Source organism: Micromonospora sp. NPDC047812 (genome assembly GCF_040704175.1).
Taxonomy (GTDB): domain Bacteria; phylum Actinomycetota; class Actinomycetes; order Mycobacteriales; family Micromonosporaceae; genus Micromonospora.
In genome coordinates this window covers 154361-180027 of the sequence record NZ_JBEYRY010000005.1, presented here as the reverse complement: position 1 = coordinate 180027, position 25667 = coordinate 154361, and the positions used below count along the sequence as shown (strand labels likewise).

The window sequence follows — 25667 nt, the reverse complement described above, 5'->3', positions numbered from 1 at the left end:
ACCAGGGCGAGCGCCACGAACAGCGCCACCGTCAACACCACGAACACCACGTCAGACACGGCTGACTCCCCTTACCGGAATGAGTTCGCCACGACCGCCACCCGGTCGCGCCGGGCAATCAAAACGCCTCAGACACCGGCCCGACAGGGTCGTTAACGCAACCATGACGCCGACCGCCGATTTCTTGACGCCCTTTTCACGCCGGGCGCTGATCAGGTGAAACGGGTCACCGCCGGTGCCGGGCGAGAAGGCCGGCACCGGCGGCGGTCGGGCGCTGCAAACCATCGCCCCGCCACCCCAGGAGGGCAGAATCGGCGGCAGGTCCGACAGCAGCGCCGACGAGCCGCGCGGCGGACCGGCGCTGACTCGGTCGTCGGCGTGGTGGCGCCCGTACTGGTCGGGCAGATCGCCCCAGCCGTGATCGGGCCGTGGCAGCTGCGACGGCTCCGGCGCCTCGACGGAGGCGTCTGGGCGGCGGACGGAACACAGGTGTGTCCAGTCCTCGCCCAGGTCGAACACGTACGCGAAGGCCGTGCCGACCGCCAGGACGTCGAGCTGGCTGAACCGGCCGTCGCGGGTGCCGGGGAACGCCGGACCGTCGCGCCAGGTCGACCAGCTCACGTCCACGTCGTCGGGCAGCACGAACATGCGCAGATGGGCGAGGTCCCAGCGGCCGAAGGCGACATCGATCGCCTCCGCCAGGTGGGCGAAGGTGTGCCCGCGGTTGGCCGTGAAGACGCGGCCGGGGCGCGGCCACCAGTCCCGGCCACGCCCGGTCACCAGTTCCACGCAGATCGACAGGGCTCCGCCCGCCCCGACCGTGGGCGGCGAGGAGCAGGGCGTACCGCGGTCCGTTGCGTCGAGGTGGGTGCCCCGCCGGTCACACCTTATGAGAACCACCGAATAAGGTGTCCGGCGGCGACACCACCAGGTCGGAGTCGTCGTTGACCGGCCGCAATCCCAGCCTTGGATCAGGTTCCTCGCCGGTGACTGCGGTGTGGACCGCATCAACCGGTAGCCGGTCCCGAGCGCGCCGGCGAAGCCGATCACCACGGTGTACGACCAGGCGTTCGCGTCGCCGGTAAGCTCACCGAACCGGTTGGCCAGAAATCCGACGAACACAGCCATGCCCAGCCCGGTGACCGCCGCCACCGCACGCAGGTCCGCCACCACCGCCGCGAAGACACCCGCCGCGACGGCCATGACGAGCGCCCGCCCCGGCACCTCCGCAGGCGGAAACAACACCGCCGCCAACAGCGCCGCAGCGACCGTCACCGCCCCACCGACCGCGACACTGATACCGGCCGGCGTCGGCTGACGGTCCGTTGGGGCCCACGAATCCGGATTGACAGTCACCACGCGCCTCCTGCGACGGCGAGGGCCCACATCTCGAACCCTCGGCGCCCATGTCGACCCCGCACGCTGGCCACCGTCGACGGTTTTCACGTAAGCGCTACGACCACGGCCCGAATCTTCACGCGGCCGTGACGGCGACCGCGTTCCCGCGTCCGTTACCGGCGTGCCGCACACCGCACGCGCCGCCAGCCAGGACAGGGTTGCGGCCAAGCCGGCACGCGCGGCGAGAACCGCGCCGGCCCGAACCCGTCCGAGTCGGTCCCGCAGCGTGACCGACTCGGACGGTGACGAAGCCGAGTGGCGGTCGCCGCGCCGTACCGGGTGTCGTCACCCGCGCCGGCGTTCGCCGTGGCGCCCACCCGGCCCGCAGCGGCCGCGGCCACGCCTCCCGGCCCCGGCCGGGCAAACCTGACCGGGAGCACCCGCGGGCCCCGAGCCACACGAGCGGATCAGCCGCCCACGTGGATACCGGGGCGCCGGGTCGGGTCCGGTTCGGCCTTGCGGATGATCTCCCGCACCACCGGCGGCGTGTCACCACGGCCGAGGAGGAGGTAGCGCAGCAGATGCGCGACGGGGTTGCCCTCGGACCACTCGAAGTGCGCGTGCGGACGTAGGCCGGTGGCGTCGCGCAGGGCCAGCAGAATCGCCGCGATGGCGTTCGGCGCGGCGGGACTCTGCACCCGCAGCACCCGGTATCCGTCGACCTCGACACCGCGCACGCGCAGCACGTCGTAGGCGAGTTCGAACGCGGCCACGGGCGGCGGGCGTGGTCACGATCCTCGGCGTTCCAGATCTCGGTCAGGGCCCTCTTACCGCCGCTTGCAGCCGCGTAGCAGGTCGGCCCACGACCCGGCCGACTCGCGGGTGCCCTCGGCGAGGGCGACGAGTTCCTTGCGGCCGTCGACTCGGACGCCGACGATCACCAGCAGGCAGTTTTCGCGTCGTCGAGGGTCGTGCGGATCAGCGGGCGCCGCATTCGATGAGCAGTACATCGGTGAGGATGAGCCGAGGCCAGGGGCACTGAGCGGCTCAGTCGTGAAGAGTGACGTTGGGCAGTGCGCGGCCAGTGGCGTCGAACAACACGGCACCACAATCGCAGCGCTCGTCGGCCAGGGTCTGGGTCGCCGACAGTTGCCAGACCAGCATCTCCGAGCAGTTCGGGCAGTCCAGGCTGACCAGGGTCTCTTCGGGTTGCGAGTCCCAGGCCCGCACCGGGAGGCCCTGGTGCATCAACCCGGTCAGCTCACGCTCACCGGTCAGCGCGACCAGGACCTCGTAGGTGTCGGTGCCGTTGTCCCGCACCACAAGCGTGCAGCCGAGATCTGCCAGCACACCGGACAGATGATCGAGCTGGCGGACCGGGAAATCACCGCGGCGCAGAGTCGGGTCAGCCTCGACCGCGTGGTAGAGGACGTTGGTGTCGACGTCTGTCGGCTCTGCCCCGAAGGCCCGTACCCGACCAGCCACGAACGCCGCCAGCTGGCCCGGGTAATCCTCACCAGTCCAGTCCATCCGGAACATCACACTGTCGACTCGGACCCCCCGGACCCGCTCGCCGGGGGTCAGGACCAGCTCTTCCAGCTCTGCCACGACGAGCACGCTATCAACGGCCTGGCGGCGGGGGCCTGTCTCGCCAACGGTGTTTCCGGCGATCTTGGTTAGTAGGCTCCAGCGGCTGGGAAGCGGTCGCTGAAGGTGGTGGCGAAGGCGTTCAGCGCGGGTTTCCAGCCCATCGTCCATCGGGTTCTGCCTGCTCCGGGCGATCGAGGAGTGCCGCTCGGGTTTTCCATGATCGCCGCTGGATTCGTACTTACAACTCCTGATAGCTCCTAACGGAATGACGGTGGGCGCATCCTCGGGACGTGAGGATCGTTCCGCCTGAACGTGAGGAAGGGTCAGCAGCCGCCGTGGATCTTCTCGGACGACCTGTGGGCCGAGATCGCACCGCTGCTGCCACCCCGTCCACCACGGCGATACCGCTACCCCGGGCGCAAGCCCCTCGATGACGCAAGGTGCTGTGCGGGATCCTGTTCGTGCGCTACACCGCGATTTCGTGGGAGTACCTGCCCCAAGAGCTTGGCTTTCGGGTCGGTTCCGCCGCCTGCGCATCCGCTCGGAGATCCGCGACGGCATCCACGAAGCCTTCCTCCCTCGCCTGCGCCATCATCTGCTGGCGCCGACTCCAACGCTCAAAGAGTTAGGAGTTGTAAGGCATGCGGGTAGGACGGCTACCCGGGCGGGTTCGCCGACGCAGCCGCGGTGCGCCGCTGGCTGGACCGGCCGTACTCGGGCGCTGGCGCCGATGAGCGCGGGACCTCCGACGAACGCCGGCACCGAACCGCCGGCGCCACGCTGACCTGCCGTCCGCCCCGCGTGGCGGGGCGGTGCACCGGCCGACGTCCGGTACCAGTGGGACACCGACCGAGGTCGGGCCGGACGGGTTCGACTCAATCGTGGCGATCGGCGGGGCCACGCCCCGACGCTGACCCTGACCGCCGAGCAGGCGGCCCGCCCGGTGCTGTGCGTGCTGACCGCGCGCACCGCGGGTGGCACCGCGGAGCTCTACCGCGCACCGCGGTGACCGCCGGCGGGTCCCGCGCCGCGCTCAGCAGCCGAGGACCCGGGTGCGCAGCTCCGCCCGCCACTCGACGTACTCCACCTCGGCACCGCCGGCGTGCCGGGCGTAGAGGAACCGGCCGGTCTCGCTGGTCGCCTCCGGCGTGGTGATCGTGCCGCCGTCGGCCAGCACCAGCCGGCGGGTCTCGTCCAGGTCGTCGACCACCACCGTCGCCGAGGCGTGGGTGAATGGGGCCCGTGCGGCCGGCGGCCCGGCGATCACCAGGAAGTCGCCGATCGCGGCCAGCTCGAGCGACGCGAACGCGAAGCGCAGGTCCGGTTCGGTGCCGGTCAGCCGGCGCAGCAGCGGAAGGGTGGCGTCGAGGTCGTCGGCCCAGAGCCGGGCGTAGGTCTTGAGAATGGTCACGCCCGACGACGTTAGCCAGCGGCGCGGGCTACCGTAAGAACGCACTTCAAGGATCGGGAGGTACCTCGAGGTGATCGAGCAGCCCGACGCGGTGGCCCGCGTGCACGCGGTGGCCCGCGAGGTGTTCACGACACTCGGCGGCAAGTGGGTGCTGCCGGTGCTCGACGCGCTGGGCGACCGCACCATGCGCTTCACGGCGGTCCAGACCGCCGTACCGGGCGTCAGCCACAAAGTGCTGGCGCAGACGCTGCGCGCCCTGGAGCGGGACGGACTGCTCACCCGGCACGTGCATCCGACGGTGCCGCCACAGGTCGACTACGCGCTCACCGACGCCGGCCGGGCCGCCCACCACACGGTCTACCAGCTGTGCGACTGGAGCCGACAGCACCTGGCCGAGGTGCTGGCCGGCCGTGACCGCTTCGCGCACGCGCCCCGGTGAGCGGCGCTCAGTTGATGGATCGGCATCCCGGCCGCCGACCCCCACACGGTCACCGACGCGCTACTCGAACACGAGCTCCACGTCACCTGCGCGATCGGCGGGACACTGACCATCACACAGATTTCCGAGGCGGCCACCGCGCATCGACTGCCCGCGATCCCGCACCAGCGCAGAGCAGCAGAAACCCCCACCGAGGCGCTTCATCTACCGTGAAGACCACCCGTGGGGGGTTAACGTGTCCGAGGGGCGATCACGACCATGAATCCATGATCGCCGTCCGGGAAGAACTACAACTGGCACCCAGATAATCACCGTAGCCGATGCTGCGACGTTGGGGCTTGGTTCGTGCACGAGGATCGACATAAACCGATACCCATCGGGGGATGCGCCTTATCGGCGCTATCCCGCTCCGGCTGAAGATCAGCCTACCTTGACGGGTCCCGACCCAGGCGTTGGGACCCGATCTTGCGCGCGCGCCCTCTCAGCCGGACGCACCTCCACGACCCGACGCGGTGCGCGATCATGCCGATGAGCGTGCGTCGGCGCGCACGGTCAGGCGGTCGTTCCCGGCCACTGGGCGACGAATGCTGCGCCGGGAATCCTGTCGTCGATGAGCAGACCGACGAACTCGTCGAGCATTACTTCGAGATCGCCGTAGCCGGTAAGTTCGTAGTGCTTGTTGTCGATCCTGTCGTCAGCCAGGCGGACCGTGTCCAAGTCCGCCTCGCCGCTGAGCCAGATCGTGACTTGGGCGAGCCACGCCGAAGACTCGAAGTCGGCGCTCACGACCGGCTTGCCGTAGTTCGGTTGGATCGGGCGAGCGTGCCAGCGCATCTCAAGTCGTGCCCAAGTCTCGGCACGGGCCGTAACCGCAACGGACAGCGCTTCGAGCGGAAACGCCACGCGCGCAACTATCGCACGCCGGGCCCTGGCCGCCGCTGACATTCTCATCTGCCGCGAGTCGCGCGCCAGGCGGCCAGCATATCGGTGTGTGGGTTGGTCAGATCTGGTGCTCGACCCGATGCCGCAGGTACTCATCTGGATGGGTGCGGGCGATGCGAATCGCCTCGGCCACCGTCTCGTGCAGATCCTCGGGGTACTGCTGCCTGCCGAGGTCGAGCCCCGGAAGAATGCACCGGCGGACATCCAGGTCCTCGTTGGTGACGAACACGCGTAAGGCGGTTTCGTGCCACTCCTGGCGGAGGTCGGCGCCAGAGGAAGGACTTGTAGCAGGAGCCGTTGTCGGTGATGACCCGTCGGACGGTGATGCCGTGGATGGCGAACCAGGCGTGCGCGCGGCGCCAGAAGTCGGCGGCGGTGTCTTTGCGTTCGTCGTCGAGGATCTCGGTGTAGGCCAGCCGGGAGTGGTCGTCGATAGCGGTGTGCAGGTAGGCGTAGCCGAGCCGGGCGCCGCCCCACCGGTCGGTGGCGTGGCCTTTGGTGGCGGTGCGGTTGAGTTTTCCTTGACGTCGGCCCCGAGTGCGCCAACCGCCGCCGTCCGGGATGTTGCCCAGCTTCTTGATGTCGACGTGGACCAGGTCCCCGGGAGCGGCGTGCTCGTAACGGCGCACCGGCCGCGCGGTGGCCCGGTCCAGGTGCGCCAGTCGGGCGACTCCGGCTCGGCGCAGCACCGCATGACACGTCGACGCGGCCAGCGCGAGCCGGCCGCCGATCCGCGCCGGTCCCCACCGGCGCGTGGCCCGTAGGTGCAGCACCTTGCGTTCCACCGGCGCCGGTGTCCGCCGAGGTGACCGACGCGGCCGGCTGGACCGGTCGACCATCCCCGCGACACCCTCGACCCGGTACCGGTCGGCCCACCGCTTCGCCGTGGTCGGACTGACCTGGAACCGCTCAGCCGCCCGGCGCAGCGGCCAACCATCGTTCACGACGAGCGGGCCAGGCGCAGCCTGCCGCTCTCCGACAGCGGAGCATTACGGTGGGGCACGAGGACCTCCCTCGAGTCAGGTGCGGCTGTCTGGTAGCTCCACACCTACTCGGGAGGTCCTCACCCTTTCAAGATCCCGGACACGTCACCAACGTCCATGAGCAGAACACCTAGCCCCAGTTGCGTGAGCGCGGCGATCGCATGCCCTCGCGCCTCGGCTCGGGTTGGCTCGGCCCTCAGACCGAGCAGACGCTGACGGTGCGGTTCACCCAGCAGGAGAGTGAACAGCGCACGCGCCAGGTCGGGATCCGGCTCAGGGAGACGTTCGCCGAGTGCCCGGATGTAGGACTCGGGGCCGTCGCGGTAGAACCGTTCGGCCAGGTCGGGAAAGGCGTGGGCCTCGGTGACCATCAGCCGGTGCAGCCCGATCGCCTCATCGGAGTGCAACGCGGAGACGATCTTGGTCGCGAGCCCGGTCAGGGTGTCGTCTTCGTCACCGGCCGGGCCAAGGGTGCGGTGGCGAAGCCGTTCGACAGCGGCAACGAACATCTCGGTCCGGTCGCCGAAGTAGCTGTAGATGGTGCGCTTGGCGACATGGGCTGTCGCGGCCACGTCGTCAAGCGAGACCTGACCGAACCCGCCTGCGACGAACAGGCGCACTGCGGCATCCAGGATCTCGTCGCGCCGCCGGATCCGCTCCGCCTCGGTCGGGCGACCCCGCTTGCGACGGGGCGCCTGCGACAGGCTGGCGCTCATCACGGTTCCTCTCATCGACAACTGGTCGTCACCGATCCTATAATGAAACGGCCTACGTTTCATTAGCTGGTCGACGCTGATCTCAACCAACGTTGAGATCAGCGTCGACCCGCGGGGAGGCGCCACGATCGGCTCATCCGTCGGCTGTGGCGTGCCCGAGAAGGAGACCCACATGCCCTCGAGCACACCGGCCAGAACGGCCGTCCGGACCGACAAGTCCACGACGAGGAGCAGGCGCAGCACCTCGGCGAACACAGCACCACCAACTGTGAGTGACGAGCAGTTGCTGGCGTTCTACCGACAGATGGTGCTGATCCGCCGGTTCGAGGAGCGCGCCGCCCGCGCCTACACCGAGGCGAAGGTCGGCGGCTACTGCCATCTGAACCTTGGCGAGGAGGCCACCGTCGTCGGTCTCATGGCCGCGCTCGACGACTCCGACTACGTGTTCGCCAACTACCGGGAGCACGGGTACGCGATCGCCCGCGGCATCGGCCCAGAACGGGTGATGGCCGAGCTGTACGGCCGCACCGACGGTGTATCGCGGGGGTGGGGCGGGTCGATGCACATGTTCGACATCACGTCCCGGTTCATGGGCGGGTACGGCGTCGTCGGTGGCCAGTTACCACTCGCGACCGGGGCCGCGCTGGCCGTTGACTACCGCGGCGGATCCGAAGCGGTGATGTGCTTGATGGGCGACGGCACCACAAACATCGGCGCCTTTCACGAATCCCTCAACATCGCCGCCCTATGGAACCTGCCGATCGTCTACGTCGTGATCAACAACGGACTCGGCATGGGCACCACCGTCGAGCAGTCGTCCGCCGAACCCGAACTGCACAAGCGCGCGTCCTCCTACCGGATGCCCGCTGCCCGCGTGAACGGCAACGACCCAGTCGCCGTCCACGGAGCCGCCAGGGCCGCACTGGCCAGTGCCCGGGCCGGGAAGCCGTACCTGCTGGAGACCGTCTCCGGCCGCCTGAAGGGGCACTCGGTGGTGGATCCGGCGAAGTACCGCAGCAAGGAGGAAGCCGAGGCGTTGGAGGAGGCCGACCCCATCGCGGCCTACGCCGTCCGACTCCATGATCAAGGGCTGCTGACCGACGAATTGATCACCGAGATTGACACCGAGGCCGCCGCCACGGTTGCCGCGGCCGCCGAGTTCGCCGATGCCAGCCCGCACCCGGAGGTGTCGACATTGTTCGACTACACCTATGCGACTCCGGTGCCGAACGATTCCCGTCGGCTGCCCGGTGACGCGCTCTTCCCCGCCGCGCCGCAGCCGACCGCCCAGCAGATCGGAGCTTCGGCATGAGTGTGATCACGTACCGGCAGGCGCTGCACGATGCTCTGCGGTCGGAGATGCTGCGCGACGAGAACGTGTTCTTGATCGGTGAGGAGATCGGCCTGTTCGAGGGCTCGTACAAGATCACCGCTGGCATGCTCGCTGAGTTCGGCCCAAAGCGGGTGCGGGACACCCCGATCGCCGAGGAGGGCTTCACCGGCGCCGCGATCGGCGCCGCCATGCTCGGCTTGCGTCCGGTGGTGGAGATCATGACGATCAACTTCTCCCTGCTCGCCCTGGACCAGATCGTCAACCATGCCGCCAAGATCTACGGCATGTTCGGCGGCCAGGCGAAGGTGCCAATGGTCATCCGCACCCCGGGCGGCGGCGGGCAGCAGCTCGGCGCCACCCACTCGCAGAACATCGAGCTCTACTACGCCTTCGTCCCCGGCATGAAGGTCGTCGCCCCCTCCAACCCTGCCGACGCCAAGGCGCTGATGCTGGCCGCGATCCGCGACGACGACCCCGTCCTCGTGTTGGAGAACCTGGCGCTCTACAACACCAGGGGCGAGGTGCATGACGAGGACGTACCGGCCGAGATCGGCAAGGCAAAGATCACTCGCGAAGGTTCCGACATCAGCGTCGTCGCCTACTCCCGGATGGCAGCGGTCGCACTCCAGGTAGCCGAGCAGCTCGCCGAGAGTGATGGGATCGATGTCGAGGTGGTCGACCTACGCAGCCTCCGCCCGCTGGATCGGGAGACGGTCATCGCCTCGGTCCAGAAGACAAACTGCGCCGTCGTCCTCGAAGACGACTGGCTCACCTACGGCATCGGCGCCGAGATCGCCGCGACCATTTCCGACGGCGCCTTCGACTGGCTCGATGCCCCCGTCCGCCGCGTCGCGATGGCCGAAATCCCACTCCCCTATTCCAAGCCGCTTGAGACCGCGGCTCTGCCCTCCGCCGACGACGCGATCACCGCAATCCGCCAAACCCTCGACGCCGTCGCCCGGCGCCGCTGACCGGAGACCTTTCATGATCGACATCCTCATGCCGCGCCTGTCCGACACCATGGAGGAAGGCGCCATCTCCACCTGGCACAAGCAACCCGGCGACCCGGTCGCCGCCGGCGACATCCTCGTCGACATCGAGACCGACAAGGCCGTCATGGAGTACGGGGCCTACGAGAGCGGCACCCTGGTCGAGATCCTCGTCCCCGAAGGCGAGAAGGCCACCATCGGTACACCCATTGCCCGCCTCAACGACGGATCGGGTGACGAGACCGTCATACTCACGCAAGGGGCGCACGCCGAGCCGGCCGTCCCCGAACCAGCCGATAATCATGGCGCCACCGATGCAGCCGACGAGGCTCCGACACCGGCCGCTGCGGAACAACCACCCGCACTCGCGGCGACCGCAGTAAAGCCGGAGCACCGGGCCGCGACCCCGTTGGTACGCAAGCTCGCGCGGGAACGCGGCATCGACCTGAGCAGCGTCACCGGCACGGGTCCCGGTGGTCGGATCGTCCGCGCGGATCTCGACGCCCTCGCATCGAAGCCGACGCCTGCACCGATTGCCAACGAACCGGCCGAGACCGATTCGCCTGCCCCTGCTGCGGCCGGTGTCGCAGCACCGTCCGCGCAGGACGGGCGTGAACCGACCACGGTGCCGTTCGATCCCGTGCGACAGGCGATCGCGAGGCGGCTTACCGAGAGCGCGACAACCATCCCGACCTTCACCGTGACTGCATCCGCCGACCTGGAGGACCTCCTCGCGCTCCGGGCGCAGCTGAACGCCGCGCTGCACGAGGCCGGACGCAAGGTGACTGTCAACGACCTCATGGTGCGGGCGGTCGCGCTCGCCCTACGCGAGCGCCCCGGCGTCAACGCGTCCTACTCCCCCGAGGGCCGTGGCCAAACCCTGCTGCACGGGCGGGTCAACATCGGCATCGCCGTCGCCTCCCCGGCCGGGCTCATAGTGCCGGTGATCCGCGATGCCGACCGGACGTCGGTCACGGCGATCTCCGCGCAGACCCGAGCTCTAGCCGACAAGGCTGCGAACCGGACGCTGAACACGGCCGACATGGCCGACGGGACGTTCACAATCAGCAACCTCGGCATGTACCGAGTTGAGCACTTCACCGCGATCATCAACCCACCCCAAGGTGCGATCCTCGCCGTCGGCGCCGCGACACCGGAGCTCACGCTGACCGGGGAGACCTTGGAAGCGCGGCACCGGATGCGCTACACGCTGACCGCGGACCATCGCATCATCGACGGCGCCCTGGCCGCGCAGTTCCTCGCCACCCTCACTGACCTGCTCGAGCATCCGCTGCGGATCGTGGCGTGACCGGGATCGTGGTGACCGGCTCGACCGGTCAGATCGGCTCACGCGCAGTTACGGATGCGGCGTTGGGCATGATGTCGGGGCGACGGCGAGTGAGGTCGACGTATGGGGCTTCGGAGTTGGACCGGCTACACGCGCGGATCGCGGTCCGGTTCCGACGGGCCGAGCCGCAGGCTCGGGTGCGGCAGTAGCTGGCTGAACCAGCCACGCCGTGGAGTGCGGCATCAATCGGCTCAAACGCAACCGCGTCCTGGCCACCAGGTACGACAAGCTCGCCGTCCGCTACCAGGCCACCTTCAACGTCGCCGCGATCAACGAGTGGCTCTGAAACGACATGCGGTGCCCCGCTTGGTGCATGACGCTCATTTGACGACGTGAAAATCAGGGTGGGCGATCCAGGCAGTCATCGCTGCCGCGTCGAGGTAGACGGCATCGTCGACGCGAACGCAGCGACCCGCACTCGCCAGGTACTCGAGCAGGACTGCCGAGGGCGGAGTGTGGAACTCGACGAACACCCAGCCGTCGGTCCGCCGTGCCACTCGCTCGGCAATGCGGGCCAGGGCAGGTCGACCAGCGAGACCGCTGACGAGGATGTGCAGCACGATGTCACAGCGCATGACTCCACCGGCCGCCTGCGCGATCAGCTCGAGCTCATCGACGCCGACCTCGAAGTCCGGTGCCTGACAATCGTATCCGTAGGGCAGGCCCTCGGCGGACAGCCAGTAGTTAGGGTCGGGCTCGTACCGGACGAGGCCCTCAGCCGCCATCTCCTTCAGCAGGACTGGCTCGACGCACTTAGCAGTGCATGGACTCAGCACGCTCAACGCCGTTCCACCCACGGCATGCAGTAAACAGCATCCGACCAGGCTGGCACCGCACGATACCGAATCTTGCGTGGTACGCCGCCGACCTGAGCGTCACGACGACCTCTTTTGAAACACGCGCTAGACCCCCACCTCGCCGCGCTCACCGGCGAGTACGGGCCGTTCAGCCGGTGCAGCCCCAACAAGCACACCGAACCCCGTCCCCTGCCCGTCGAGCCAGCGCCGACAGAGGTTCTCGCCCAACTCCCCCAAGCCAATGCGGCCTGGCTGATGGAGCAGGTCAGCGGTTGGCGAGTGCCTCGCCAGCGGCGATCGCCAGAGCGCCACGTTCGATGCCGAGGGCCTTGAGCGCGCGGGCGACGGTTCCATGTTCCTGGTCGCAGACCGCGGCGACCACGTGCCCACCGCGCAGGAGCGAGGGTTTGGTCGCCTTGGACAGCTTCACCGCCGCTTGGAAAGCTTCCTGCCCGGGTGCAGTCATCCGGTAGACACCACCCGGCCGCGTTGGCGGGGGAAGTTGCTGCTCAGCGCCGTTGGGCATTGTGACGCCGACATCGTGCAGTGCCTGCCGGTGTGCGGTGTCGACGGCGGCCCGGAAGTCGTCCGGGTCGGCGCCGAGCCGTTCGAATGCCCGCCGGGCCGTGCCGTCGGGGAGCCCGAATGCGGACAGCAGGAGGTGCTCCGGTCCGGGTAGGTCGTCGCCGGCACGCCGGGCCTCGGTCTCGGCGCCGGTCAGCAGTGCCTTGATGGTGCGAACGTCCTGTATGGCGCCTGGAAGTTTCACGAATGATCCTTCTTGTGGGCGAGTTTCTTGTGGGCTGCCTGAGCGCTCACGCCGAGCGCCTGACCAATCTGGGCCCAGGTCCACCCGTCGCGCAGCGCGTGGTCGACCGCGGCCCGCTCCAACTGGTTGGCAAGTCGCCGAAGCGCCACCACCGCAGCTAGTGCCGCCTGCGGATTGTCAGGCGAGGGAAGCTCCGCGCGTGCAACCACATCATCAACCTTAGTTGATAACCGCGACCTCGTCAACCATGGTTGATGTCCGCAACCTCCACTGGGAACCGGCGGGTGACCTCATTCACGGCAGCCCGGTTGATGCCGTGCCACCAGGTCGATGCGGTCGGGCCCATGTCGACGTCGGGGTCGCTCAGCCGGTTCCGCCGAATGTCACTACGGCCAGTTCGACCAGGCCTACTGGGATGTACTGGTTCGGTCCGAACCCCGCGCCGCCGCACCCAGTTACATGCTGACCGTGCCGGAAATGTGCTCACGCGGCCCAAGGCGTCGAAGTCGACGCGCATGGCGGATCCGTCGCCGTGGGCGCGAATCCGTTAGCAACGCCCCGACAAGCCGCGCGGTGTCCGGATGACAGCATCGCCGAATCTACTGCGGTGTGCTGGGCTGGCGCTTTTCAGCCGGCCATGTCGAGGGGGTGCCCGGTTGTCGGCCTCCGATAGTTCGGTGGTCGGATCGCGGCGGGGCCGGGCTGCCCAATTGGTTCAGCAGAACGGTGGCGTCGTCTTGGAGGCGGTCGTCCTGAAAGTCGAGGATCGCGTGGACCAGCCGGCAGGTGGTTTCCGGCAGTGGCAGCTGGTCGGCGATGGCTTCGACGGCCTACCGCAACTCGGGATCCGGCTCACCTACGCGATCGACGCCGATCGAACGCGGCGCCCGAGCGGCGCGATCCGGCGTGGCCGGAACGCCACGGCCCGGCCGTGCGGCAGCCGCGACCGGAGTACGGTGTCCGGTCGCGGCTGCGCCGGCGACAGCGTCAGCGCTGCGGCAGTGGCCTGACCAGGGTCGGTGCGCCCGGCGCCGGGACGACCGCCGGCACCCGGGCGGCGGTGGCGGTCCGCGCCGCGACGGCGCTCTCACCGACCAGTGCCGTGTTCAGGAACCCGCCGACCGCCTCACCGATCGGGTCCGGCGTGCCGGGCAGCGCGTAGTGCGTCACGTTCTGGGCGAGGCTAACCTGCCGCCGACCGTCCGGAGTGTGCAGCGAGATGGCGCTGTGCCCGAAGACCAGGCCGTCGTGCCCCCAGACGTCGCCGGTGGGCCAGGTCATCCGGTAGAGGCCGAGCCCGTAGCCGCCGGCCTCCGGCTGAGCCGGGTCGAACGGCACGGTGGTCTTCATCGCGGCCAGTTGGGCCGGGCGGAGCAGCCGGCCACCGAGCAGCGCCCGGAAGAAGGTGTTCAGGTCGGCCATGGTCGACACGAGCGCCCCGGCCGTCCAGGCCCAGGACATGTTGCTGACGCTGAAATCGCGCAGCTCACCCTCGTACCACGGGACGTAGCCCCTGCTGTGCGGGCCGGCGATCCGGGGACGCACGCCGGGGAAGTACGTCTGCCGCAGCCCGAGCGGCCGGAGGATCCGCCGGTGCACCTCGTCGGTGGCGGACCGGCGGGTGACCCGCTCGATGATCAGCCCGGCCAGGATGTAGTTGGTGTTCGAGTAGGAGAATGCCGCGCCCGGTGCCCCGGTCGGCGGCTGACCGAGGCCGGCCCGGACGAGTTGACGCGGCGTGAACGTGGTGGACCGGTGTCGCTCGATGTCCTCCGGGGTGGCGAAGATGACGTGGTCGTAGTCGCTGATCCCGCTGGTGTGGTCGAGCAGCATCCGGACGGTCACCCCAGCGACCGCGAACTCCGGAAGGTACCGGCCGATCGGAGCGTCCAACGCAATCCGGCGCTCACCAACCAGTTGCAGCAGCGTGGCGGCCACGAAGGTCTTGGTGATGCTGCCGACCCGGTGCTGGAACCCGGGCAGCACCGGTCGACCGGTCGTCACGTCGGCCACCCCACTGCCGCCCCGCCACCGGTCCCGTCCGTCCCGCGCCTCGGCGAACACACCGGGCATGCCGGCCTCGGTGATCGCGCGCAGGTCGGCGGTGAGCGCCGCGTCCGGCAGCGACCCGGCGGGCGGCCGGCCGGCCGCGAGTGCCGGGCCGGCAGCGGCCAGCAGAGGCGTCGCAAGTGCCGTACCAGAGGTGGCCAGCAGGAAACTGCGGCGTGACAGGTGCATATCGCCTCCCGTGTGACGTAACCGCCGCTCATGGTGCCATCGGCCATCAACCGGAAACGTCAGTCTGCGGACCCATATCGGCCTCCCCACCGCGAATGACCCGGGCTCCGACCCAAGCGGGAGAATCGGTCCGACCAGCGATGGCATGCACCGATGCCGAAGCCCGATACGGGTCTTCGCGTGGGTCCGGTTCACGGCCTTCTGCCGGCGTGACAGCTTGGGCCGGAAGCGGCGCCGCATGAACGGAGTGCGCACGCTGCCGCGGGCACCTTGTGACGGTACGCGGCCCCTGTTCGCCGGTCTCCGGGTCAGTGGCCAGTACGACGTCACCGACCTCGATCTCTTCGATCGGCTTGGTGTCTCCGGCGGCCAGCAGGACTGCCGTGTCGCCAGCGAAGCTGTTGCACCCATGTACCCGCGCGGCGGTGGCGCACTCCTCGGCCCTGTTCTCGTATAGCTACGGCCAACGGAAATGTAGCGCTGCGTGACGGGGTGCTGGTAAGAACCGCGTCACCAGCCGCAAACGGCGGTGATCAGTCCTTGGATAGTGATCTTCCTGCGCTAGGCGGCTCCTACACTGACGAAAATGGAGGACCACACGGCCACCGGGATCGGTGCACGTCCGGCGCCCGCCTTGCGGGAGTACGTCGACTCGTATGTCGGCTTCGACCTCCGCGGGCTCCCGACGGGGGTGCACTGCGGCCCGCCGAGCCGCGCGCTCACTGCGGTGATCAGCCTGTCAGATCCTTTGGAGGTGGCGGCGGGCGTTGACGACGGGTCGCCGGTCACCCGATTCGGCAGCGTGGCCGGCGGTCTGATGTGCCGGTCCGTCGCGATTCACCACGACGGACGCCAGCAAGGTGTTCAGGTATCGCTGACACCGCTCGGGGCCCAGGCCATCTACGGCATGCCCGCCGCCGAGCTCGCCCACCGACTGGTCCCACTTGACGAGCTTCTCGGAACGCTTGCCGTCGAGCTGGTCGACCGGCTCCGATCGGCGGCAACATGGGCGGCGCGATTCACCGCGCTGGACGAATTGCTCCTCCGAGCTGTCGGCCGTGGCGCCTGCGGCGACCATGTGCGCTGGGTGCGCCCCGAGGTAGCCGAGGCATGGCGCCGCCTCGTCGCCGCACGGGGTTGCGTCCAGGTTGGTGCGGTCGCCGCGGAACTCGGCTGGAGCCGTCGGTACCTCACAGAGCGGTTTCGCGGTGAGGTGGGCCTGTCGCCGAAGACCTTCGCCCGAGTCTTGCGCTTCGAGCACGCGCACGAACTGGCGTCGGCGCAGGACCCGCTCCCGTGGGGCGATGTGGCAACCGTCTCTGGCTATGCCGACCAGGCCCATCTCGTGCGGGACTGGCGCGAGTTCACGGGCCGATCGCCGACGGCCTGGCGTCGCAGCGAAGCCCTCCTCGGAGCCGGGTAGCCGCCAACCGTCTGCCCGTCGCGTCGGCTTCTCTTCCCTTTTCTTCAAGACCGCCCGATCGCTGGCGTGGACGATCGTCGGCATGAGACTCGTCAACCACGAACGCAATGCCATGGACCTGCGGACCACCCCCGTGCACCTCGGACTGGGATCGAGAGCGAAACCCGTCGAGGGCTTCACCTGGGACCCGGAGGTGCTCCAGGCCTACAGCGCCGCGGTCGCGGCAGACGGCGCCGAGGGCCGGATGGTGATGATCTTCGACGGCGACGGGCTCGGCGACCATTGGGAGAGCCATCCAGCAGGCGACGAACTGGTCGTTTGCCTCAGCGGGTCCGTGACGGTCACCCGCGACGTGGACGGGCTGCCCGACCGCGTTCTGCTCGGGCCGGGCGAGGCCACCATCAACCCGGCCGGGGTATGGCACGTGGTTGACATGGAGGGGCCGACGTCCATCCTGGCCATCACTGCGACCCTCGGCACCGACCATCGTCCTCGGACCGACACCCGCCCGACCGAACGCGTCGGCACGCCCAGCCCGGAGGAAGCGCCGTGAGGACACGCATCGCGTGCCTCGGCGACAGCCTCACCCGCGCGCAGTTCAGCGTCGACTACCTGGATCTACTCGGACGACGCCGCCCTCCCGGTGACGTGCAGCTTGCCCGTTTCGGCGCCAACGGCGACTTCGCTTACAACCTCTTGCAGCGCCTCGATGCTGTCGTCACGAACCCACCCGATGTGATCACCGTGTTGATCGGGACCAACGACGCCCGAGCGAGCCTTGCCGGCTACCCCGTCGAGCAGGCCATGAAGCGCAAACGGCTCCCCGATCGCCCGTCGGCCGGCTGGTTCCAACAGTGCCTGGGAGCCGTCGTCGCACGGCTGCGAGCGGAGACCGACGCGACGATCGGTCTGCTGTCGCTACCGGTACTCGGCCAACAACTCGACGGAGCAGCGGCACACGCGTCGGAGGCGTACAGCCGGATGATCGCCGAGGTCGCCGCCACCAACGAGGTGGCCTACCTTCCGCTCCACGAACGCCAGATCGAGGAACTGCGCCAAGCGGACCCGCCGCCGATTTCATACCGGGAGGTGACGCCCGCAGCGGTTGTCGGCGTCCTCGTCCAGCACGCAGTGCTGCGTCGCAGCCTCGACACGATCTCGCGGCGGCGAGGTCTCGTGCTCACGACCGACCAAATCCACCAGAACAGCCGCGGCGCCGCCCTTATCGCTGAGGTCATCGACGCCGGTCTGCTGCCCCAGAGCGCGTAGCTGGTTCCGGCGTCCGGCCAGTCGGATGCCATCTACCGCGCTGAGGTGGCATCCGATCCAGGCGGTCAACGCCTACGCCATCCGGCTCGTCTGGCTGCGTGACCAGCGCGAGGGCACCTGAGTCAGGGTCCCGTGGCGGCTGCTGTCGTTGACCGCGACCCCATTCGGCGAGCCGGTGGCTCTGTCGATGACGAGAAGCAGCGCTTCTCGGGCACTTCTCGGGCAGTTCGGGAGGCACTGCCCGTGCTGGATGTCGAGGGCTTCGGGCAGCAGCTCGGTGTCGATCGGTAAGACGTCGTCCACTGGCTTCGCCGGTGCGACGCCGCATCTTGGACGAACTGAAACACTCCCCCCATACCACCGGCTCGCTCCGCGCGCTTCTGCCCGAGCTGGCGCGCCGCGACCGGCCAGTGGGCCGACAACAGCCGGATCACTCTCGACGTCGACGGCGTACGCGAGTTTGGCGACACCTACGCCTCACGCCCAAGGGCCTGGATCACGACGTCGATCGTGGTGGCCAGACGTGCGGGGTCGTGTCCGGCGCGTTCCCGCACCCGCAGGCCAAGCACCGTGGTGAACAGCAGTTCCACGGCGGCGTCGGTGTCGAGGTCGGCGGGCAGTTCGCCGCCGTGACGGCCCTCCTCGAGCAGTGACCGCAGCGCCTGCCGGGTGACCTCGAAGGCGGCCTCGGTCCGCAGGCGGACCTGGGCGTCGGTGTTGCCGAGCTCGGTCGCCGTGTTGACCACGAAGCACCCTTGCCCGGCCTCGCCGTCGGAGGGGCAGGAGACCAACCACAGCATCCAGTCCCGCAGCACCTGGCGGACCGGACGGCCAGCGGCGTCCAACCGCTGCTCGGCTTGGGCGGACTCGGTGGCCCGATAGTGGTCGAGCGCGCGCAGGAACAGCGTGTGCTTGTCGGTGAACGTCCGGTACAGGCTGCTCGGCGTGAGCTTGAGTTCGGCGCCCAGATCCCGCACCGAGGTGGCGTGGTAACCGCGACGCCAGAACAGATCGGTCGCCCTGACCACCGCGTCCTGCTCGTCGAACTGTCGGGGGCGCGCCATGGCCGCCACTCTACCAAGCTTGTGGAGCGATCGTTCCCATACTAGGGTCCACCGACGTATGGGAACGATCGCTCCCATACGAGTGGAGGAGGTATCGGTGACGACCACGGAACAGACGGCCGCTCGGGCAACCGACCAACAGGCCCCACGGAGGAACCACTGGCTGGCGGTCAGCGCGGTGGCCCTGGGAACGTTCCTGCTGGTGACCGCCGAGCAACTGCCGATCGGGCTGCTGACCACCGTGGGATGGGCCCTGTCGGTCTCCGAAGGGACGGCCGGGCTGATGATCACGGTGCCCAGCCTGGTCGCCGCAGTCGCGGCACCGCTGGTGCCAGTGCTCGTCGGCGGAATGAACCGGCGGCTGCTGCTGCTCGGCCTGATGGGGCTCATGACGCTCGCCAACGTGGCCTCGGCCCTGGCGCCGAACTTCGCCGTTCTGGTGTCCTCCCGGGTGCTCGTCGGCGTGGCGATCGGCGGCTTCTGGGCCGTCGCCAGTGGCCTGGCCGTCCGGCTCGTGGCCCCCGCGAACGTGCCACGGGCGACCGCGATCATCTTCGGCGGTGTCGGCGCCGCGAACGTCTTCGGCGTCCCGCTCGGCACACTGCTCGGCGACTTCTCCGGCTGGCGCTTCGCCTTTGCGACGCTGAGCGCCCTGGCGTTGGTCGCGCTGCTCGCGCTGCTGGCCGTGCTGCCGCCGTTGGCCGCGTCCCAGCCGGTCCGTCCGCGACTGTTGACCCAACAGTTCCGCAATTCAGGCGTACGCGTCGGCATCCTCGCGACGTTCCTCATCGTGACCGGCCACTTCTCGGCCTACACCTTCGTCAGCCCGGCACTGCAGCAGCTGTCGGGGATCGACGAGCGACTCGTCGGCCCGTTGCTGTTCGGATTCGGTCTGGCGGGCATGGTCGGCAACTTCGTCGCCGGCGCCGCGCTGGCGCGCAATCCGCACCGGACCGTGCTGGCCATCACCGTGGCCCTGGCTGCCGCGATGCCGCTCTACCTGGTGCTAGGCCGGGGGCCGGTCGGCGGGGCCGCACTGTTGATCGCCTGGGGCCTGGCGTTCGGCGGCGTGTCGGTCGGCCTGCAAACCTGGATGATCAAGACCGCGCCCCACGCTGTGGAGGCGGCCTCCGCCCTGTGGGTGGCCGTGTTCAATCTGTCGATCGGCTTCGGCGCGCTGGCCGGCGGCGTCCTCGTCGACTCACTCGCCCTCGAGGCTGTGCTGTGGCTCGGCGGCGCCTGCGCTTTGGCAGCCGCGCTGGCGGTCTGGAGCGCCCGCGCCAACGAGAACCTGCGGTGAACTGCGGAGCACATTCCGCGTACGAGCGGCGAGCACGGGTGACGCTCGCAGGGAGTCCACCCCTATCCGTCCGGCAGGGGTCCCGACGGCGTGGGAGCGGGACACGACGGATACCGGCGGCCGGCATGAGTGAACTTCCGCTGCACATCCTGACCGACGCAGGCTTCACCACCGACAAGGCGAACTCCATCGTCAATCACCTCGTCAAAGGTGTCGACACCCACGATGGGAGGAGCGAGACCGACCGGATCGACGTCGAGGCGCTCCCGCCGGAGAAGAAGGCGGCCATCGACACGTTCAACGTGGCCGTGGCCGCCGACTTCTAGGCAGGCCGGGGCGCCGGTCCCGTCCCGGCCTGCCGCAACGGGCGGGCCGGGACGGCGTCAGCGGGACCGATCGCCGGCGAGCAGCGCGAGGATCGTCTGGTTCGCCTCCCAGCCGTCCGGGAACTTCACCTGCACGTCGAGGTGCACGATCTCGGTCGACGGGTGGGCATCCAGCAGTTCGCCGATCCCGGCGCGCGCCACCATCGGCGCGCGAAAGCGCAACGAGTGCTCACCAGCCGACAGCTCCCCAACCACCAAGAGCTCGCCGGACAACCCGCTCCCAGAAGTCTCTAGGTCCAGTGTTCGCACAGAGTCCCAACCACGGGTTCTCCTGCGGCTGGGACTACTGCACCGCTGACACGGCGTCGGCGAAAACGCGATCCGGCCCCACGACTGTGCCGCCAAAAGACCATCCTCACGACGCAACCAGGCCGCCGACACGGTTCCTGCCCGCCTCGCCGACTCCCTGAGCAGACGTACCGCGCCAACGCGAGCAGGTCGCCGACGAGGTGAACAAGATGCTCGACGAGCGCTCTTCGTCCATACGCTGCGGTCTCGGTCGATGCCCGTCTCTCTTGATTGGGAGCAACTGAGCGGTAATCAGATGGGTCGGGCCGCAGGGGTGCCGCCTGCGCATGCCGCGATAAGGCCGCCACCTGCGAGAACATGCGCTCCCGTCTCCTGCGCTTCCCATTTTCGCATTCATACATCCCACATGTCGGGACCGTGGTGATCCGATGGTGCTCGGCTGCTCAGAAGCCGCTCGAGCGGCGCGACCGCGAACCAAAGTGCCTCTGAGCTGCTCAAACGTGGGTCACAACCGCGCCCCACACATGACCCATACGAAGGCAGGGAATATAGCCCATCGGCTATATTCCCTGCTCAGGTGGTGCGCCCGAAGGGACTCGAACCCCTAACCATCTGATCCGTAGTCCGAACCCGCCAGGTGCTCCCTACGCTGCGTAACCGTTCCTTCGCGCGTATCGGTGAGTGCTTCTGCATGCCGAAACAAGTGGCTGAGTATCTGCTGGTCAGGGCGATGCCGCCCGCAGAGTGCGACATCCTCCAAGGCGACGATCGGCCGCGCAGGTCGCGTTGGGCTGGTTTAGTTCCAACCGTGCTGGTCATGCGCCGAACATCCGAGCACCAACGGAGCACCATCACGGCTGGTGACCACCGGCAGCGGGCCATCGTCCTTCTACAGCCATGTATGGCGCGACGAGGCCCTTCGGGCACCGAGGGTTGCGTCCACGGGAGTGGTGTACGACTTGCCCGTGATGGGCGTGTTGCGTAGGTAAGAGACGGCCATCGCGTCGATCCTTCAAGACGACCAAGTCAGAGAAGGAAGAGAGAACGCGATGGCCGCATCAGAGAGTGCGAACCCTGTTGACCTGCTGCGCGAGCAGATCGAGGGCGCGTCGCCGGACACGTTGCAGGCGATGATCAAAACGTTCGCGCAGACGTTGATGTCCGCCGAGGCCGACGCGATCTGCGGCGCCGGTTACGGGCAGCGCAGCGACGAGCGGGTGAACTCGCGCAACGGCTACCGGCCTCGGGAGTGGAACACCCGGGCCGGGACGATCGACCTGGCAATCCCGAAGCTGCGTTCTGGCTCGTATTTTCCGGACTGGCTGCTGACTCATCGCCGGCGGGCGGAGCAGGCCTTGGTCTCGGTCGTGGCCACCTCCTACCTGCTCGGCGTGTCGACCCGGCGGGTGGAGAAGCTGGTCGAGCAGCTCGGGATCCGGCAGCTGTCCAAGTCGCAGGTGTCGGAGACGACTTCCCACCTGGACGCGCAGGTCGAGGCGTTCCGCAACCGGCCCCTCGACTCAGGCCACTATACGTTCGTGTGGATGGACGCGCTGACGATGAAGGTCCGCGAGGCAGGCCGGACCGTCAACGTTCATGCCCTGATCGCCGTCGGCGTCAACGCCGACGGAGGGCGCGAAGTCCTCGGCCTCGACGTCGCCTCAGATGAGGACGGCGCCGGCTGGCTGGCGTTCCTGCGATCGCTGACCGCCTGCGGCCTGTCCGGTGTCCGCCTGGTCATCTCCGACGCCCACGCCGGCCTGGTGCAGGCCATCGGAGCCGCCCTGCCCGGCGCGTCATGGCAACGCTGCCGCACCCACTACCTGCGCAACCTGCTGACCAAAGTCCCGAAGTCGGCGCAGCCGTGGATCGCCACACTCGTCCGCACGATCTTCGACCAACCCGACGCCGACGCCGTCCGAGCCCAGTTCGACCGAGTCGTGGCCACCATCGAAGCCAAGTTCCCGGCCGCGGCCGAGCACCTCGACACCGCCCGAGACAACCTCCTCGCGTTCACCGGATTCCCGCGTGGGATCTGGCGCCAGATCTGGTCGAACAACCCGCAGGAACGGCTGAACAAGGAGATCCGTCGCCGCACCGATGTCGTCGGGATCTTTCCGAACCGGCCCGCAATCATCCGCCTCGTCGGCGCCGTCCTCGCCGAGCAGACCGACGAATGGACCGAAGGCCGCCGCTACCTGGGCCTGGAACTACTGACCAAAGCCCGCCTCATCCCTGCCCAGCCCGACCGACACGACACCGACCAGACCGACCCAGCCCCGATCGCCGCCTAACATCAAACAGGAGAAAACCGACCGCCTTGAAGAACTTCCCCCAATGGGTCGGGTCCTTGGACCACGGTCTGCGTCTCCCGCGCGGGATCAATGACAACCTGCATCGTCATCGGCGCCAGCGCGACCAGGGCAGCACGGTCCTGGGCGAGGGAATGGGCCTCGACCCGGCGGGCCCGGGGCAGGAACGCGAGGAGCGCGGCTCGATGGCCACGTTCAACTTGATCTCTATCCGTCATGGTCAGTAGCCCCTAGTGTGACGCACAAACTACGTCACAGGCCCTCATTGAGCAGCCACCGCCGCCGCTCGATACGGGAGCCCCTCCGTGATCGTGGGCCTCAACGACCTGCGCATGTCACCGACGCCGCCTGGCGGCGTGCGACCCGCACCGCGGCCGCATGAGCCGCCGCCGCGACACCTCCAGGCGCGCCGATCTCGGCACCACATCCAGCAGCGCATCCGATGTGTACACCGTGGCGGTGTGCCGCCACTGCTGCTGAGGCACCCCGCAGGTCTCGGACTTCGACCGTACCGCCCAACTGGCACGCCTGCGCCAGAGCCTCGACGGCACCGCACGGTTTGCACCAGCGACTGCCTCAACGCCTGCGACTACGCCAACGTCATCGTCGTCCAACCATCCAGCAGCGCCGTTAGAGGGACGGCTGACGACCGTGCCGGTCCCCTATCGTCGTACCCGTGTTCAACGCGTTCATGAAGAACGAACTGCTGGCGATGCTCGAGACCGTAGCCGGGGATGATGTTGATCTGGAGCCTGCCAGGAAGGCGTTCGAGGAGACCAGGGGCGACTTCCGTGCGAAGTTCACCGCCGCAGTGCAGTCGCGGCTGGCACAGTCGGCAGTTCCTGAGGTGTTCATCGACCTACCGGAACACCCCGAGCTGCTCCGAAAGTCCGACCTTGAGGCGTTGGTCCGACCGGCCGCGGCAACCGTCAGGCACTACGGGACCGTCGCATCCCCCACGACATCCCAGAGAAAGACGATCAGAAGGCCAACCGCGCCAGGAAAGGGTCACGCGGTGGCCGCCCGCCCACCTTCCGCCCGCAGCGTTACCGGCAGCGCAACACCATCGAACGGCTGATGAACCGGCGCAAGCAGTTCCGCGCCGTGGCCACCAGGTACGACAAGCTGGCCTGCCGCTACCGGACCACCGTGCAGATCGCCGACATCCTCATCTGGCTACGCGCGAAACCGGACCGCCCCAAGCCATGATCCGGGAGACACGGCCTAGCGCCGGACAGGCATGCTGGAAGTGCTCATGCCTCAAGTGAGATGGGAAGTCACATGCTTACCAAACGGTCAGCACCGACTGGGATGCTGAACTCGTGCCCCACCGTGGCGGAGTCGAAGCTGGACGCGTGGATCGGCGATTTCAAGGCGGGACGCAATGGCATCACCCTCAAGCCGGATGCCTTTCGACGGCGACGCGGTGTTCAAGGTGCCGTTCCCGAAGGCCAAGCGCATCGCCTTCCCGGACGGGCGAGGCATCTTCGTGCAGGCGGGGCGGCAGGTCACCGTGCAGATGCCGTTGATCGAAGGAGGGTCATGGCAGCCGGATCGCTGACGCAGCTCGACGGATCTTGTCGTGGACCCGTGGCGGAGGTGGTCTGATGACGTCGCGCTTCGATGACGTCGCGCTTCGCGTCCCCGTCGATCCTGCGCTCGCCCGTGCGGAGGGTCGCGAACTGATACGTCACGAAGGCGGACGTTTCGGTGAGGCCGCGGCCGGAAGTCGGATCGTGTTCCAGGCCGCCGTACTTGTGGTCGGTGCGGGGGTGTTGGCCGCCCTATGCGTGCTGATGGTGCAGCTCATGTTCGGGGCGCCCGGCGCCGATGCCACGACGGTGGTGATCGCGGGTCTCATGGTGGTTCCGCTCGCCGTGATGCAGATCCGGGGTGTCGTCCGGGGGCGTCGGGCCTCGGAGGTCGGCTGGTACCGGCTGAGGCGTTTCGCCGAGGCGAATGGGATGTCCTACACAGCCGTCGAGAAGGACCCGGTTCGACCGGCGGCTTTGTTCCGCGTCGGAACGTCGCGTGTTGCGGGCGATCTGGTGACCGCGACCGCGCCTCGCCCGTTCGAGGTCGCGAACTACGCCTATGACACCTGGGCGGGGCGGACGCGCATGCCGCGCACGGCCTGCTACGCCATGTTCACCCTGCGGACAGCGTTGCCGCCGATGACGCTGGCGACCGCCGCGCGAGATATCCCGTCGTGCGCATGGAGGGTACCGCCAGCGCACCGGCCGCTGGTAATAGGCGGCTCGTTCGATGTGCATTTCCAGGTTCTGTGCGCACCGCAGGATGACGACGCCGTCCGGAGGCTGCTCACCCCCGCAGTGCAGGAGACGCTCGTCGGGCTCGCGGGGAACTGCGACGTCGAAATCGTCGACGGCCGCGTCTTCTTCATCGCGCGTCGGGCGCTGCCGAACACGGATCCCGTATTCTGGGAATGGATCGAGGACCTCGTCGCGCTGGTGGATGAGCAACTGGACCGACAGGGCGGTTCTGCCGTGCCGGGGATGCGAGTTGCGGATGAAGCGCGTCGATCGCGCAGGGCAACGTTGTTCGCGAGGACGAGGGTGCGTGGAACTGCGGTCGTCGGCTGTCTGATCCCGTTGCTGTTCGGAGTCGTCGCGGCGGCTGTTATCAGCGCGATCATGCGGTAATCGCATGCTCGACTACTTCAACCCCACATCAGACAGAGAAATGATCGATCAAGGCCTGTTCTCCTGATCAGCCGGGGTCGAGGACGAACTGGCCCAGCTTGGCTTTGC

Annotated in this window: 27 protein-coding genes and 6 pseudogenes; 18 read left to right on the top strand and 15 right to left on the bottom strand. The window is 68.4% G+C overall.

Going from position 1 to position 25667, the window contains the following annotated elements; translation table 11 throughout:
• Positions 1-51 precede the first annotated feature (51 nt).
• From AB0883_RS20730 to AB0883_RS20720, 3 genes and pseudogenes are all read right to left on the bottom strand, one after another.
• Positions 52-1356 carry a hypothetical protein gene (locus AB0883_RS20730; RefSeq protein ID WP_366642796.1) on the bottom strand — a complete coding sequence of 435 codons (1305 nt, stop codon included), beginning with the start codon at positions 1354-1356 and terminating at the stop codon, positions 52-54.
• Between the two features lie 449 nt (positions 1357-1805).
• Positions 1806-2084 (bottom strand): annotated as a pseudogene (locus AB0883_RS20725) (amino acid transporter); the annotation flags it as partial.
• A 301-nt stretch (positions 2085-2385) separates the two neighbouring features.
• Positions 2386-2946 (bottom strand): hypothetical protein, encoded by a 561-nt coding sequence (locus tag AB0883_RS20720; RefSeq protein ID WP_366642795.1) that lies wholly within the window; start codon positions 2944-2946, stop codon positions 2386-2388.
• A 321-nt stretch (positions 2947-3267) separates the two neighbouring features.
• Between AB0883_RS20720 and AB0883_RS20715 the strand changes: the two are divergent.
• Positions 3268-3425, top strand: a pseudogene (locus AB0883_RS20715) (transposase); the annotation flags it as partial.
• 536 nt (positions 3426-3961) lie between these two features.
• Here AB0883_RS20715 and AB0883_RS20710 read toward each other — a convergent pair.
• Positions 3962-4339, bottom strand: coding sequence for a hypothetical protein (locus AB0883_RS20710; protein ID WP_366642794.1), 378 nt, complete (start codon positions 4337-4339; stop codon positions 3962-3964).
• Positions 4340-4409: 70 nt separating this feature from the next.
• Between AB0883_RS20710 and AB0883_RS20705 the strand changes: the two genes are divergently transcribed.
• On the top strand, positions 4410-4778 hold the full coding sequence (locus tag AB0883_RS20705) for a helix-turn-helix domain-containing protein (protein ID WP_366642793.1): 369 nt from the start codon (positions 4410-4412) through the stop codon (positions 4776-4778).
• A 552-nt stretch (positions 4779-5330) separates the two neighbouring features.
• On the opposite strand, the gene AB0883_RS20700 is transcribed toward AB0883_RS20705, so the two are convergent.
• From AB0883_RS20700 to AB0883_RS20685, 4 genes and pseudogenes are all read right to left on the bottom strand, one after another.
• Complete coding sequence (locus AB0883_RS20700) at positions 5331-5681, bottom strand: hypothetical protein (RefSeq protein ID WP_366642792.1); 351 nt, start codon at positions 5679-5681, stop codon at positions 5331-5333.
• A 97-nt stretch (positions 5682-5778) separates the two neighbouring features.
• Positions 5779-5949: a hypothetical protein gene (locus AB0883_RS20695; protein ID WP_366643029.1), complete on the bottom strand. Its 171-nt coding sequence runs from the start codon at positions 5947-5949 to the stop codon at positions 5779-5781.
• A 49-nt stretch (positions 5950-5998) separates the two neighbouring features.
• Positions 5999-6723: pseudogene (locus AB0883_RS20690) on the bottom strand (IS481 family transposase); the annotation flags it as partial.
• Positions 6724-6783: 60 nt separating this feature from the next.
• Positions 6784-7674, bottom strand: a complete 891-nt coding sequence (locus AB0883_RS20685) for a TetR/AcrR family transcriptional regulator (protein ID WP_366642791.1) — start codon at positions 7672-7674, stop codon at positions 6784-6786.
• 13 nt (positions 7675-7687) lie between these two features.
• Between AB0883_RS20685 and pdhA the strand changes: the two genes are divergently transcribed.
• The 4 genes and pseudogenes from pdhA to AB0883_RS20665 all read left to right on the top strand — a co-directional run.
• Entirely contained in the window at positions 7688-8731 is a 1044-nt protein-coding gene (gene pdhA, locus AB0883_RS20680) for a pyruvate dehydrogenase (acetyl-transferring) E1 component subunit alpha (protein ID WP_366642790.1), read from the top strand.
• Complete coding sequence (locus AB0883_RS20675; protein ID WP_366642789.1) at positions 8728-9723, top strand: alpha-ketoacid dehydrogenase subunit beta; 996 nt, start codon at positions 8728-8730, stop codon at positions 9721-9723. Before pdhA ends, AB0883_RS20675 begins: the two co-directional genes overlap by 4 nt.
• A 13-nt stretch (positions 9724-9736) precedes the next feature.
• Positions 9737-11050 (top strand): dihydrolipoamide acetyltransferase family protein, encoded by a 1314-nt coding sequence (locus tag AB0883_RS20670; RefSeq protein WP_366642788.1) that lies wholly within the window; start codon positions 9737-9739, stop codon positions 11048-11050.
• 202 nt (positions 11051-11252) lie between these two features.
• Positions 11253-11375 (top strand): annotated as a pseudogene (locus AB0883_RS20665) (IS5/IS1182 family transposase); the annotation flags it as partial.
• A 34-nt stretch (positions 11376-11409) separates the two neighbouring features.
• Here the strand turns inward: AB0883_RS20665 and AB0883_RS20660 are convergent.
• Positions 11410-11814, bottom strand: coding sequence for a hypothetical protein (locus AB0883_RS20660; RefSeq protein WP_366642787.1), 405 nt, complete (start codon positions 11812-11814; stop codon positions 11410-11412).
• Between the two features lie 165 nt (positions 11815-11979).
• On the opposite strand from AB0883_RS20660, the gene AB0883_RS20655 reads away from it, so the two are divergent.
• Positions 11980-12219 carry a DUF4913 domain-containing protein gene (locus AB0883_RS20655; RefSeq protein ID WP_366642786.1) on the top strand — a complete coding sequence of 80 codons (240 nt, stop codon included), beginning with the start codon at positions 11980-11982 and terminating at the stop codon, positions 12217-12219.
• Here the strand turns inward: AB0883_RS20655 and AB0883_RS20650 are convergent.
• Complete coding sequence (locus AB0883_RS20650) at positions 12152-12655, bottom strand: Clp protease N-terminal domain-containing protein (RefSeq protein WP_366642785.1); 504 nt, start codon at positions 12653-12655, stop codon at positions 12152-12154. The genes AB0883_RS20655 and AB0883_RS20650 overlap by 68 nt on opposite strands.
• Positions 12652-12864 (bottom strand): helix-turn-helix domain-containing protein, encoded by a 213-nt coding sequence (locus AB0883_RS20645; protein ID WP_366642784.1) that lies wholly within the window; start codon positions 12862-12864, stop codon positions 12652-12654. The genes AB0883_RS20650 and AB0883_RS20645 overlap by 4 nt, the downstream gene beginning before the upstream one ends.
• 501 nt (positions 12865-13365) lie before the next feature.
• Here AB0883_RS20645 and AB0883_RS20640 point away from each other — a divergent pair.
• Complete coding sequence (locus AB0883_RS20640; RefSeq protein ID WP_366642783.1) at positions 13366-13665, top strand: hypothetical protein; 300 nt, start codon at positions 13366-13368, stop codon at positions 13663-13665.
• On the opposite strand, the gene AB0883_RS20635 is transcribed toward AB0883_RS20640, so the two are convergent.
• Both AB0883_RS20635 and AB0883_RS20630 read right to left on the bottom strand, forming a co-directional pair.
• A complete protein-coding gene (locus tag AB0883_RS20635) occupies positions 13643-14893 on the bottom strand; it encodes a serine hydrolase domain-containing protein (RefSeq protein ID WP_366643016.1) in 1251 nt (416 codons plus the stop codon). The two genes, AB0883_RS20640 and AB0883_RS20635, sit on opposite strands and share 23 nt — an antisense overlap.
• Before the next feature lie 177 nt (positions 14894-15070).
• Positions 15071-15166 (bottom strand): annotated as a pseudogene (locus AB0883_RS20630) (IS5/IS1182 family transposase); the annotation flags it as partial.
• Between the two features lie 313 nt (positions 15167-15479).
• Between AB0883_RS20630 and AB0883_RS20625 the strand changes: the two are divergent.
• From AB0883_RS20625 to AB0883_RS20615, 3 genes are all read left to right on the top strand, one after another.
• Complete coding sequence (locus tag AB0883_RS20625) at positions 15480-16316, top strand: helix-turn-helix domain-containing protein (protein WP_366642782.1); 837 nt, start codon at positions 15480-15482, stop codon at positions 16314-16316.
• An 82-nt stretch (positions 16317-16398) separates the two neighbouring features.
• On the top strand, positions 16399-16869 hold the full coding sequence (locus tag AB0883_RS20620; RefSeq protein WP_366642781.1) for a cupin domain-containing protein: 471 nt from the start codon (positions 16399-16401) through the stop codon (positions 16867-16869).
• Positions 16866-17585: a GDSL-type esterase/lipase family protein gene (locus AB0883_RS20615; protein ID WP_366642780.1), complete on the top strand. Its 720-nt coding sequence runs from the start codon at positions 16866-16868 to the stop codon at positions 17583-17585. The genes AB0883_RS20620 and AB0883_RS20615 overlap by 4 nt, the downstream gene beginning before the upstream one ends.
• Before the next feature lie 470 nt (positions 17586-18055).
• Here the strand turns inward: AB0883_RS20615 and AB0883_RS20610 are convergent, their stop codons facing one another.
• Complete coding sequence (locus tag AB0883_RS20610) at positions 18056-18649, bottom strand: TetR/AcrR family transcriptional regulator (RefSeq protein ID WP_366642779.1); 594 nt, start codon at positions 18647-18649, stop codon at positions 18056-18058.
• Between the two features lie 58 nt (positions 18650-18707).
• Between AB0883_RS20610 and AB0883_RS20605 the strand changes: the two genes are divergently transcribed.
• Complete coding sequence (locus tag AB0883_RS20605) at positions 18708-19949, top strand: MFS transporter (RefSeq protein ID WP_366642778.1); 1242 nt, start codon at positions 18708-18710, stop codon at positions 19947-19949.
• 125 nt (positions 19950-20074) lie between these two features.
• A complete protein-coding gene (locus tag AB0883_RS20600; protein ID WP_366642777.1) occupies positions 20075-20275 on the top strand; it encodes a hypothetical protein in 201 nt (66 codons plus the stop codon).
• 57 nt (positions 20276-20332) lie between these two features.
• On the opposite strand, the pseudogene AB0883_RS20595 reads toward AB0883_RS20600, so the two are convergent.
• Positions 20333-20479: pseudogene (locus tag AB0883_RS20595) on the bottom strand (helicase); the annotation flags it as partial.
• Positions 20480-21633: 1154 nt separating this feature from the next.
• Here AB0883_RS20595 and AB0883_RS20590 point away from each other — a divergent pair.
• The 5 genes from AB0883_RS20590 (at position 21634) to AB0883_RS20570 (ending at position 25559) form a co-directional block, all read left to right on the top strand.
• Positions 21634-22878 carry an IS256 family transposase gene (locus AB0883_RS20590; protein ID WP_366642776.1) on the top strand — a complete coding sequence of 415 codons (1245 nt, stop codon included), beginning with the start codon at positions 21634-21636 and terminating at the stop codon, positions 22876-22878.
• 694 nt (positions 22879-23572) lie between these two features.
• Positions 23573-23974, top strand: coding sequence for a hypothetical protein (locus AB0883_RS20585; protein ID WP_366642775.1), 402 nt, complete (start codon positions 23573-23575; stop codon positions 23972-23974).
• The gene (locus AB0883_RS20580; protein ID WP_366642774.1) at positions 23974-24105 is read left to right on the top strand and encodes a hypothetical protein; all 132 of its coding nucleotides are present in this window, start codon (positions 23974-23976) and stop codon (positions 24103-24105) included. Before AB0883_RS20585 ends, AB0883_RS20580 begins: the two co-directional genes overlap by 1 nt.
• 196 nt (positions 24106-24301) lie before the next feature.
• Positions 24302-24457: a hypothetical protein gene (locus tag AB0883_RS20575; RefSeq protein WP_366642773.1), complete on the top strand. Its 156-nt coding sequence runs from the start codon at positions 24302-24304 to the stop codon at positions 24455-24457.
• A gap of 46 nt (positions 24458-24503) precedes the next feature.
• Entirely contained in the window at positions 24504-25559 is a 1056-nt protein-coding gene (locus AB0883_RS20570) for a hypothetical protein (RefSeq protein ID WP_366642772.1), read from the top strand.
• The last annotated feature ends 108 nt before the right edge of the window (positions 25560-25667 follow it).

Coding starts and splice junctions, on each gene's coding strand:
- AB0883_RS20610 (WP_366642779.1), bottom strand. CDS start 18,649: ATGGCGCGCCCCCGACAGTTCGACGAGCAGGACGCGGTGGTCAGGGCG.
- AB0883_RS20670 (WP_366642788.1), top strand. CDS start 9,737: ATGATCGACATCCTCATGCCGCGCCTGTCCGACACCATGGAGGAAGGC.
- AB0883_RS20635 (WP_366643016.1), bottom strand. CDS start 14,893: ATGCACCTGTCACGCCGCAGTTTCCTGCTGGCCACCTCTGGTACGGCA.
- AB0883_RS20605 (WP_366642778.1), top strand. CDS start 18,708: ATGGGAACGATCGCTCCCATACGAGTGGAGGAGGTATCGGTGACGACC.
- AB0883_RS20580 (WP_366642774.1), top strand. CDS start 23,974: ATGAACCGGCGCAAGCAGTTCCGCGCCGTGGCCACCAGGTACGACAAG.
- AB0883_RS20575 (WP_366642773.1), top strand. CDS start 24,302: ATGCCTTTCGACGGCGACGCGGTGTTCAAGGTGCCGTTCCCGAAGGCC.
- AB0883_RS20625 (WP_366642782.1), top strand. CDS start 15,480: ATGGAGGACCACACGGCCACCGGGATCGGTGCACGTCCGGCGCCCGCC.
- AB0883_RS20570 (WP_366642772.1), top strand. CDS start 24,504: ATGACGTCGCGCTTCGATGACGTCGCGCTTCGCGTCCCCGTCGATCCT.
- AB0883_RS20660 (WP_366642787.1), bottom strand. CDS start 11,814: ATGGCGGCTGAGGGCCTCGTCCGGTACGAGCCCGACCCTAACTACTGG.
- AB0883_RS20600 (WP_366642777.1), top strand. CDS start 20,075: ATGAGTGAACTTCCGCTGCACATCCTGACCGACGCAGGCTTCACCACC.
- AB0883_RS20675 (WP_366642789.1), top strand. CDS start 8,728: ATGAGTGTGATCACGTACCGGCAGGCGCTGCACGATGCTCTGCGGTCG.
- AB0883_RS20620 (WP_366642781.1), top strand. CDS start 16,399: ATGAGACTCGTCAACCACGAACGCAATGCCATGGACCTGCGGACCACC.
- AB0883_RS20590 (WP_366642776.1), top strand. CDS start 21,634: ATGGCCGCATCAGAGAGTGCGAACCCTGTTGACCTGCTGCGCGAGCAG.